The sequence below is a fragment of the Pseudomonas sp. P7779 genome, from assembly GCF_013386315.1.
Taxonomy (GTDB): Bacteria; Pseudomonadota; Gammaproteobacteria; order Pseudomonadales; family Pseudomonadaceae; genus Aquipseudomonas.
In genome coordinates this window covers 40,849-51,209 of sequence record NZ_JACARZ010000118.1, presented here as the reverse complement: position 1 = coordinate 51,209, position 10,361 = coordinate 40,849, and the positions used below count along the sequence as shown (strand labels likewise).

Annotated in this window: 9 protein-coding genes; 3 read left to right on the top strand and 6 right to left on the bottom strand. The window is 61.7% G+C overall.

Features of this window, described 5'->3' with window-relative positions; all coding sequences use genetic code 11:
• Positions 1-200: 200 nt before the first annotated feature.
• The 3 genes from HX869_RS27900 to ercA form a co-directional block, all read right to left on the bottom strand.
• Positions 201-1,679, bottom strand: a complete 1,479-nt coding sequence (locus tag HX869_RS27900; protein WP_008434472.1) for a DASS family sodium-coupled anion symporter — start codon at positions 1,677-1,679, stop codon at positions 201-203.
• A 79-nt stretch (positions 1,680-1,758) separates the two neighbouring features.
• Entirely contained in the window at positions 1,759-3,129 is a 1,371-nt protein-coding gene (locus tag HX869_RS27895) for a hybrid sensor histidine kinase/response regulator (RefSeq protein ID WP_003207799.1), read from the bottom strand.
• Positions 3,113-4,276, bottom strand: coding sequence for an alcohol dehydrogenase-like regulatory protein ErcA (gene ercA, locus HX869_RS27890; protein ID WP_003207798.1), 1,164 nt, complete (start codon positions 4,274-4,276; stop codon positions 3,113-3,115). Before ercA ends, HX869_RS27895 begins: the two co-directional genes overlap by 17 nt.
• 237 nt (positions 4,277-4,513) lie before the next feature.
• On the opposite strand from ercA, the gene HX869_RS27885 reads away from it, so the two are divergent.
• Entirely contained in the window at positions 4,514-5,179 is a 666-nt protein-coding gene (locus HX869_RS27885) for a response regulator transcription factor (protein WP_178903975.1), read from the top strand.
• Positions 5,180-5,209: 30 nt separating this feature from the next.
• Here HX869_RS27885 and HX869_RS27880 read toward each other — a convergent pair whose 3' ends face one another.
• A complete protein-coding gene (locus HX869_RS27880) occupies positions 5,210-6,025 on the bottom strand; it encodes a sulfite exporter TauE/SafE family protein (RefSeq protein ID WP_102369555.1) in 816 nt (271 codons plus the stop codon).
• Between the two features lie 9 nt (positions 6,026-6,034).
• On the bottom strand, positions 6,035-7,279 hold the full coding sequence (locus HX869_RS27875) for an FAD/NAD(P)-binding oxidoreductase (RefSeq protein ID WP_178903974.1): 1,245 nt from the start codon (positions 7,277-7,279) through the stop codon (positions 6,035-6,037).
• A gap of 179 nt (positions 7,280-7,458) precedes the next feature.
• Here HX869_RS27875 and HX869_RS27870 point away from each other — a divergent pair, with 179 nt between their 5' ends.
• The gene (locus tag HX869_RS27870; protein WP_178903973.1) at positions 7,459-8,322 is read left to right on the top strand and encodes an MBL fold metallo-hydrolase; all 864 of its coding nucleotides are present in this window, start codon (positions 7,459-7,461) and stop codon (positions 8,320-8,322) included.
• 122 nt (positions 8,323-8,444) lie between these two features.
• On the opposite strand, the gene bkdR is transcribed toward HX869_RS27870, so the two are convergent.
• Positions 8,445-8,930, bottom strand: a complete 486-nt coding sequence (gene bkdR / locus HX869_RS27865; RefSeq protein WP_003212855.1) for a Bkd operon transcriptional regulator BkdR — start codon at positions 8,928-8,930, stop codon at positions 8,445-8,447.
• Between the two features lie 195 nt (positions 8,931-9,125).
• On the opposite strand from bkdR, the gene HX869_RS27860 reads away from it, so the two are divergent.
• On the top strand, positions 9,126-10,361 hold the full coding sequence (locus HX869_RS27860) for a 3-methyl-2-oxobutanoate dehydrogenase (2-methylpropanoyl-transferring) subunit alpha (RefSeq protein ID WP_178903972.1): 1,236 nt from the start codon (positions 9,126-9,128) through the stop codon (positions 10,359-10,361).

The window sequence follows — 10,361 nt, the reverse complement described above, 5'->3', positions numbered from 1 at the left end:
AAAAGCAGCTCTGCTTTCGCCCTGGATCTTGCCTCTGTTTTTAACACTCAAGCCGGCCGGTAGGCCGCTGTGCTTTTGCTTTTGACCTTGATCTGACTGCCCCAATGAGCCCGAGGCCGAACGCAGGCAGTGCGAAGCGGGCCGCTGTAAGAGCGGAACCATAAGCGGCCGTTACCGAAATAACGGATATGCCCCCCACCTCAAATCCACCCCAACCAACTCCAATACGTAGCCGCAAACACCAACATCAACCCATACCCAATCAACGTCACCAAAATCCCGACCTTGGCAAACTGCCGCGCCGTAAACGTGCCGGTCCCCAAACACACCATATTCTGCGGCGCATTGATGGGCAGGATAAACCCGTAGCTCATTACAAACCCCAGGAGCATCGTCATCCCCAGCCGACTGAACTCCCCGGGCAACGTCTGCAACACCGCAATCAAAATCGGCAACAACGCCGAGGTCAACGCCGTGGCACTGGCAAACCCCAAATGAATCACGATCAAAAACACCCCCAGAATCGCAAACACCCCCAGCGGCCCCACCTGGTCCAACCCGGTATGCGCCACCACCTGCGACCCCAGCCACTGCCCCGCCTGGGTGGTCAGCAACGCCGTACCCAGGCTGATGCCAACCCCAAACACAATCACCGTGCCCCACGGAATCCGCGACTGCACATCCTTCCAGGTCATCACCCCAATCCCCGGCATCAGCAAGAACACCAGCCCGGCATACGTCGTCGAGGTCGTATCAAAGCTGTGCAACCGCCCTTCCGTGGCCCAGGCCAACAACAGCAACACCGACACCGTCAGCAAGCGCTTCTGCGGCCCCGTCATCGGCCCGATGTCCACCAGCGATTGCGCCACCGCCTCCTTGCCTCCGGGAATGCTGTCACTCTCCGGCGGCAGCAGCTTCAACACCAAAAACAACAACACCGCCGACATGATCAGCGCCCACGGCGCCCCGGCGATCAACCAGTCGATCCACGACACCCGCTGCCCCAGCATCTTGTCCATAAAGCCAACCGTCAGCAGGTTCTGCGCCGCCGCCGTCTGGATACCGACGTTCCAGATGCTCGTACCCTGGGCCACGACGATCATGATCCCGGCCGCAATATTCGAACGCTTGTCCACGCCAAACGCGGCAATCACCCCCATCATGATCGGCACCACACACGCACTGCGGGCCGTGGCGCTGGGCACCACCAGGCTCAAGAGGATGGTCACGGCGACTGCCCCGACGAGAATGCCCCGGGTGCTGGTACCCACGCGGGTCAGGGTGACCAACGCGATGCGCCGGTCCAGCCCGGTATGGGTCATGGCTGCGGCGATAAACAACGCGCCGGCCACCAGCGCCAGCGCCGGGTTGGAAAACCCCGTCAACGCCATGCTGATCGCCGGGCTGGAACCGATCAGGTGCGTCGGGTCTTGCAGCGACGGCGCAGTGCCGAGCAAAAACGCCATCAACGAGGTGATCATGATCGCGCTGGCCTCGTAGGAGACCGCTTCGGTGATCCATACCACCACCGCAAACGCGAGGATCGCCAGCATCCGGTGCCCGGCCACCGGCAAGTCGGCCGGCAGCGGCAACAGCAGCACGCCGACCATCACCAGTACGCCGACCACCAGGCCCAGGGGCAACTTGAATGAAGCAGCTGTTGTTGCGGGGGCACTCATGGGGTTCTCCGTCGGCCGTGAAATCTGGCCCACAGCATGAGGCAAAGCGTCACGCCCGGTGTTGACGGGTATCAAGTGGCTAGGCCAATAACTGGGTCAACACCGCCCGCAACTTGCCGGGCTTGACCGGCTTGTTCAGCAATGGCACGTCCAGGCGCTGCAATGCACGGCGGCATTGGTCGGTGCGGTCGGCGGTGATAATCACTGCCGGAATCCTGCAGCCAAAATGCTCGCGCAACTGGTGCACGACCTCACAGCCCACCACGCCATGGTCCAGGTGATAGTCCGCGAGAATCAGCTCCGGTGCCCGGCCCTGCAACGCAACCAGTGCGCCGGCTTGATCGGTCGCAGTGACCACCTCGCAGCCCCACTGCCCAAGCAGCGCGCTCATGCTGTCGAGGATGCCGACTTCGTTGTCCAGCACCAGCAGCCGCCTCCCCGGCAACGGGTTGCCGGTGCTCGGTTGCGCGGCCACCACACTGATAGGCAGCGGCATGTCCTCGCTGATGGGGACTTCGATGCTGAACATCGAACCGCGCCCCGGCCACGAACGCACCGCCACCGGATAACCGAGGACCTCGGCGATACGCTCGACAATCGCCAACCCCAGTCCCACGCCCTTGCGGTCGGCGGCGCGGCCCACGTCCAGTTGATTGAACTCCAGGAAGATGGCGTCCAGGCGGTCCGCCGCAATTCCGCGCCCGGTGTCCCAAACCTCCAGGCGCAACCGCTCACCCCGGCGGCGGGCGCCCAGCAGGATGGAGCCCGCGCTCGTGTAGCGGCAGGCGTTGCTGAGGAAATTGCGCAGGATCCGCGTCACCAGCCGCAGGTCGGTGTTGATTGCGTAATGGCCTGTACGCGCCCGCAGGTTCAGCCCGGACGCCGCGGCCACCGACTGGAATTCCGAGACCAGCGGTGCGAACAGTTCGTCGAGACGGTACAGGGCGATGTCCGGCTTGACCGCCGCTTGATCGAGTCGGGAAATGTCCAGCAAGTCGGTGAGCAAATCCTCGGCGCCTTCCAGGGCCTGATGGGTGCGCTCCACCAACACGTGTTCGACGCTGGGCAAGTTGCGCTCGCGCAGGGTGGAAATCAGCAAGCGTGCGGCGTTGAGGGGTTGCAGCAGGTCATGACTGGCGGCGGCAAGGTATTTGTCCTTGCTGCGGTTGGCGGCCTGGGCGGCATCCCGGGCATCGCGCAGGTCCTGCTCGATCTTCTCGCGCTGGGCGATTTGCTGTTGCAGGTTGCGGTTGGCTTCCAGCAACTCGTCGGTACGCGCCGCGACCCGCTGTTCCAATTCGTCGTTGAGGCGGATGTAGCGATTGCGCTCGGCTTCCAGCTCGTCGAGGCGCGCGGTCAGTTCGGGGTAATGACTCTTGCGCGCCGAGTGGTTGCCCAGCCCCAGGAGCCCCGCGAGTGCCCGTTGCTGATCGTCAGAGAGCTTCGCCATAGACGACCTCGACGTCACGCTGGCTGGACTCACGCGGGTTGGTAAGGATGCACGGGTCGTGCATGGCGTGCTGCGACAGAAAGGGAATGTCCGCCACTCGAATCCCATGCAGGCCGAGGGTTTCATGGAAGCCGATCGCATGCTTCAACGCGATCAAATGGTCCACCAGCCGGCCGCAGATTTGCCGGTGGTTGAGGCCCCGGCAATCAATGCCGAAGGTCTCGGCAATCACCTTGAAACGCTCCGGTGCCGCGCTGTAGTTGAACGCCACCACATGTTCCACCAGCACCGCGTTGCACAGGCCATGGGGCAGGTCGAGAAAGCCGCCAAGGCTGTGGGACATGGCATGCACCGCGCCGAGGATCGCGTTGGAAAACGCCAGCCCGGCCTGCATGCTGCCCAGCATGATTTTCTCCCGCAGGGCGATGTCGCCGGGGTTGGCGATCATCTGCACCAGGTTGCCATTGATCAGGCGCATGGCTTCCAGCGCGTGGGGATCGGTCAGCGGGCCGTGGCCGGTGGACACGAAGGCCTCGATGGCATGCACCAGCGCATCGATGCCGGTACAGGCCGAGAGAAACGGGTCCATGCTCGCCGTGGTTTCCGGGTCGATCAGTGAAACATCGGGCACCACCGCCTTGCTGACGATGGAGAACTTCATGCGCTCCTGCTGGTTGGAAATGATCACGAACTGCGAGACATCCGCCGAGGAGCCCGCGGTAGTCGGGATCAGGATCAGCGGCGGGCTCGGCACGCGGATGGTGTCGACACCTTCGAAGTCGAGGATGCTGCAGCCATGGGCGACCACGATGCCGATGGCCTTGCCGCAGTCCATCGGGCTGCCGCCACCGACGGCGACGATCACGTCGCAATGGTTTTCACGGTAGACCTCGGCGCCGAGCATCACCTCTTCAACCCGGGGGTTGGGCGAAACGGCGGTGTACAGGCAGTAGTCGATGCCGATCGCTTGCAGGCTGGCCTCGACATCGGCCACCCAGCCGACAGCAACCACGCCGGGATCACTCACCACCAACACCTTGCGCGCGCCAAAGGTCTTGGCGTAGTTGCCTACGTTGTGCCGGCAGCCGGCGCCAAAGATGATTTCAGGGGAAACGAATTTACGCAGGAGACTCAGGTTCGGGCTCATTGGTAAGCCTGTTTTTATTATTCTGGAAGATGCGCTCCACACTAACCCATCCGACACTGAATGCAATCAGACCAATGGGTGGCGCTGAAACCGCGACGTACGGCACGATCTACTACTTTGGTACTGATTCCCCTCTCTATCGTCGCATTCCCAAGGCATCGAGACTGGCATGTAATGGGCGCATGACCCTATGGATCGGACCTGCTTGAATAAGCAAAAATAATAAGGCGAACGTCCATGTACAAAATTCTGATAGCCGACGATCACCCACTGTTCCGCGAGGCGATCCACAACGTCATCAGCGACGGGTTCCCGGGCAGCGAAGTGATGGAAACCGGCGACCTGGACAGCGCCCTGGCCATGAGCCAGGAGCACGACGACCTGGATCTGATCCTGCTGGACCTGAACATGCCGGGCATGCACGGCCTCAATGGCCTGATCAACCTGCGCAACGAGTCGCCGACGATTCCGGTGGTGATCGTGTCTGCCGAGCAGGACAAGCAGGTCGTGCTGCAAGCCATCACCTATGGCGCGGTGGGGTTTATCACCAAGTCCTCGCCCAGGCTGCAGATGACCGAGGCAATCCAACAGATTCTCAACGGCAATGTGTATTTGCCGCCGGAGATTATTCGCAGCCAGAAAATCGGCGGGCAACGGCGCATGAATGATTGCCTGGGGCTTGCGCCGGAGCTGCTGCAGGCCCTGACCCGCAAGCAATTGCTGGTGCTGGAGCGGATGACCAAGGGTGACTCGAACAAGCAGATCGCCTATAGCCTGGAGATTGCCGAGACCACGGTGAAGGCCCATGTCTCGGCAATCCTGCGCAAGTTGAACGTGCACAATCGGGTGCAGGCGATTCTCAGCGCCGGGGACATCGACTTCGGTGCCTACCTGCGGCGCTGATACCCGTAGGGGCGGGATGCTGACCGCATTTCAAGGCACCTGCATGAGGGCCCGAAACAGCATGCCCGCCGCCACCAGCACACACAGGGTGGCAAAACCCACCTGCAAGGTGCGCGCCTTGATCACCGAGCACAGGCGCCGCCCCGCCAACATGCCGACAATGCTCGAACCGATAAACACCCAGCCCATCGGCTCGATACTGACCCCGGCATGAAACGCGCCGATCACGCCGATCAACGAGATCAGGCTGATCACCATCAGCGAGGTGGCGACGATGCCGCGCATCTGCACATCGGTCAGTTGCTTGAACGCCGGTACGATCAGGAAGCCGCCGCCCACGCCGAGCAACCCCGAGACCGCACCGGTCACTGCGCCGAGTGCTGCCAGGGTGGCGGTGCATTTGGCGGTCCAGGAAAAGCGCCCGGTCTGCTGGTCGAGCATGCAGTTCTTCTGGCCCCACGACGCGGTGCCGTGGTCGCTCGGCCCGGCCTCAAGCTTCTCCCGTTGCAGCATGCGCCAGGCCACCAGCACCATCAGCGCACTGAACAGGCCCATCAGGACTTTCTCCGACATCTGGTGGGCGAAGAACACCCCCAGCGGCGAAAACAGCGCGCCGAGCAGCGCAATCAGCAGCGCCGCACGGTAGCGCACCAGGCCATGGCGCAAACCGTCGACAGCCCCCACGGCAGCGGCCGCGCCCACCGCGAACAACGACACGGGCGCGGCCTGGGTCATGGTCAACCCCAGCCCCAATACCAGGGCCGGGACACCAAGAATGCCGCCCCCGGCGCCGGTCAGGCCCATGACCAACCCCATCAACACGCCCAGAAAACTTGCCAGCAGCATAGGGTTGCCTCAATCCACCTTGGCCAGACGGGTCAGCCACTCGCGGCCCTTGAGCATGCCGTTCCAGTAGAACCACGGCAGGAAACTCGCCTTGAGGAACCACGCCGAACGCCGCGCCACAGTCGGGTCGAGGGGGAACGTCGGCAGCAGCTTGCCGCCATAGCCGAACTCGGCCAGTACCACCTTGCCCTTCTCCACGGTCAGCGGGCAGGAGCCATAGCCGTCGTACTTGAGGGGCAACGGTGCCTGTTTGCGCAGGGCCAGCAGGTTTTCCGCCACCACCACGATTTGCTTGCGCACCGCCGCGGCGGTCTTGGCGTTGGTGGTGGAACACACATCGCCCAGGCCGAAGATGTGCGGGTAGCGCAGGTGTTGCAGGCTCTGGGGATTCACTTCGCACCAGCCGGCGGCATCGGCCAGGGGGCTGTGGCGAATGAAGTCCGGCGAGACCTGTGGCGGGACGACGTGCAGCAGGTCGAAGGTTTTCTCTTCGACGCGCACATTGCCTTCGGCGTCCTTGATTTCGAACCAGGCCTTGCGCGCGGGGCCGTCGACCTTGACCAGGTTGGAGTTGAATGCCAGCTGCGCCGAGTACTTTTCAACGTACTTCATCAGCGGCGGCACGAAGGTCGGCACGCCGAACAAGGCAGCGCCGGCCAGGTTGAATTCGACCTTGATGTTTTTCAGGTCACCCTGGCGGAGCCAGTGATCGCACGACAGGTACATGGCTTTTTGCGGAGCGCCGGCACATTTGATCGGCATGGCCGGTTGGGTAAAGATCGCCTTGCCATGCTTGAGTTGCTGCACCAGTTGCCAGGTGTAGGCGGCGTGTTCATAGCTGTAATTGGACGTTACGCCATGCTGGCCGAGGGTCTCTTGCAGGCCTTCGATCTTTTCCCAGGCCAGGCGCAGGCCTGGGCACACGATGAGGTTTTTCCAGCTGACGCGCTGGGCGCTGTCGAGCACCAGGGTGTGCTCGTCGGGCAGTAATTCGCTGACCGCGGCCTGGATCCAGGTGACGCCGTTGGGCAGCACGTCGGCCATGGGGCGCACGGTCTTTTTGACGTCATAGGCGCCGCCGCCCACCAGGGTCCAGGCCGGCTGGTAGTAGTGGTGGTCGCTGGGTTCGATCAGGATGATGTTCAGGTGCGGGTCGCGCTTTAGCAGGCTGGCCAGCAGGCCGATGCCTGCCGAGCCGCCACCGATGACAACGATATCGCCACTGATGGTAGGTCCCCAGTGTTGGTCGTTCATGGTCTATGGCCTTTTTCAGTTAATGCACGCAAGGGTCGTTGCCGTATGGCACCACGCCCTAGCTGTTTGCCACCACGATGCCATCCTTTGCCTCGGGTCCTTTAATTCACTTAAGCTCACAAGGTTATGTGGAAACCTAACTGAATGTAAGTCGCCATTAGCTATCTGGGAAACCCGTCATGTCAGCGTTGATTCAATCCTTTCTGGACGAGACGTCGTCGACCTACACCTACGTCGTCTATGAAACGGACGGTGGCCCATGCGCCATCGTTGATTCGGTGCTCAACTACGACCCGGCCTCCGGACGCACCGGCACCGGCCAGGCGGACAAGGTGATCGCGTTTGTGCGCGAGCATGGCTTGCAGGTGCAGTGGTTGCTGGAAACCCACGCCCATGCGGATCATCTGTCGGCTGCGCCTTATTTGCGTCGCCAGCTGGGGGGCAAGATCGCGATTGGCCAGTCCATCAGCAAGGTGCAGGGAGTGTTCAAGAACCTGTTCAACCTGGAGCCGGAGTTTCGGGTGGATGGGTCGCAGTTCGACCATCTGTTTGCGCCGGATGAGGTGTTTCACATCGGCAACCTGAAGGCCCAGGCGCTGCATGTGCCGGGGCATACGCCGGCGGATATGGCTTACCTGATTGATGACCAGTTGATTCTGGTGGGCGACACGCTGTTCATGCCGGACGTGGGCACGGCGCGCTGCGATTTCCCTGGTGGGGATGCGCGCCAGTTGTATGGGTCGATGCGCAAGCTGTTGGCCTTCGCGCCTGAAACCCGCCTTTATGTGTGCCATGACTATCCGCCCGAAGGACGCGCAGCCAAGTGCCTGACCACGGTGGCTGAACAGCGGGCGGGGAATATTCATGTGCATGACGGGGTGGATGAGGCGGCGTTTGTCGAGATGCGCACCACGCGGGATGCCGGGTTGGGCATGCCGACGCTGTTGTTGCCGGCGATTCAGGTGAATGTGCGGGCCGGGGTGATGCCGCCGGCGGAAGGAAATGGGGTGGTTTATTTGAAGATTCCCCTCAACCAGCTTTGAAATGCACTACAAAATGTGGGAGCGGGCTTGCTCACGAATGCGGTGTATCAGTCTATATTTTCGGTGACTGACACTCCCCATTCGCGAGCAAGCCCGCTCCCACATTTGTTTTGTGTCGTTCGTTAGCCGAGGTTGATGCCGTTAGCCGGTAGCGGCAGCGCGGTCTTGTAGCGCACTTGCTTGAGGGCAAAGCTGGAGCGGATGTTGGCGACACCCGGGACTTTGGTCAGGAAGTCCATCATGAAACGCTCCAGGGACTGGATGGTGGGCACCAGCACCCGAATCAGATAATCGGGGTCGCCGGCCATCAGGTAGCACTCCATCACTTCGGGGCGATCCGAAATCGCCCCTTCGAATTGCTGCAATGCCAATTCGTTCTGCTTTTCCAGGCTGACGTGGATGAACACATTGACGTGCAGCCCCAGCAGGTCGGCGTCCAGCAGCGTCACCTGGTCGCGAATCAGCCCCAGTTCTTCCATGGCCTTGACCCGGTTGAAACACGGCGTGGGCGACAGGTTGACCGAACGGGCCAGGTCGGCGTTGGTGATGCGAGCGTTCTCCTGAAGGGCGTTCAGAATGCCGATATCGATACGGTCCAGTTTGCGCATGAGACAAAACCACCTGTTTATTATGTTTATGCAGTTTTTTTATCCCCAAATGATCTCCAACGCAATGAAACAGAGATAAATATTCTCCTGAGCCGAGCCTATGATTGTTGTAGGACAAGATTTCTTCTACCCGAAGAAGGACTGTCAGCTACCGCGCCCACTACAAGAAATTCACAAGATAGAGCGTAGAAAGCCATGACTCAGCAGTACGAACCACTGCGCCTGCACGTTCCCGAACCCTCGGGCCGCCCAGGCTGCAAGACCGACTTTACCTACCTGCGCCTGACTGACGCTGGCCTGGTGCGCAAACCCCCAATCGACGTAGAACCCGCCGACACCGCCGACCTGGCCAAGGGCCTGATTCGCGTGCTCGACGATCAGGGCCAGGCCCTCGGCCCATGGGCTGAAAGCGTGCCAGTCGAGATTCTGCGCAAGGGCATGCGCGCCATGCTCAAGACGCGGATCTTCGACAACCGCATGGTGGTCGCCCAGCGTCAGAAGAAGATGTCGTTCTACATGCAGAGCCTCGGCGAAGAAGCCATCGGCAGCGCCCAGGCCCTGGCCTTGAACATCGACGACATGTGCTTCCCCACCTACCGCCAGCAAAGCATCCTGATGGCCCGGGAAGTGCCGCTGGTAGACCTGATCTGCCAACTGCTGTCCAACGAGCGCGACCCGCTCAAGGGCCGCCAGTTGCCGATCATGTACTCGGTAAAAGATGCCGGCTTCTTCACGATTTCCGGCAACCTCGCCACCCAATTCGTACAAGGCGTGGGCTGGGGCATGGCCTCGGCCATCAAGGGCGATACCAAGATTGCCTCGGCCTGGATCGGCGACGGCGCCACCGCTGAGTCCGACTTCCACACCGCCCTCACCTTCGCCCACGTGTACCGGGCACCCGTGATTCTTAACGTAGTGAATAACCAGTGGGCGATCTCCACCTTCCAGGCCATTGCCGGCGGTGAAGCCACAACCTTTGCCGGACGCGGCGTGGGTTGCGGCATCGCCTCCCTGCGGGTGGACGGCAACGACTTTGTCGCGGTGTACGCCGCCTCCGCCTGGGCCGCCGAACGTGCCCGCCGCAACCTGGGCCCGACCCTGATCGAATGGGTGACCTACCGTGCCGGCCCGCACTCCACCTCCGATGACCCGTCCAAATACCGTCCCGCCGACGACTGGAGCCACTTCCCGCTGGGCGACCCAATCGCCCGCCTCAAGCAGCACCTGATCAAGATTGGTCAGTGGTCCGAAGAGGAACACGCGGCGGTCAGTGCCGAACTTGAAGCCGAAGTGCTCAAGGCCCAGAAAGAAGCCGAACAGTACGGCACCCTGGCCGGTGGCCAGATTCCAAGCGCCGCGACCATGTTCGAAGACGTTTATAAAGAGATGCCGGAGCACTTGAAGCGCCAGCGTCAAGAGTTGGGGATCTGA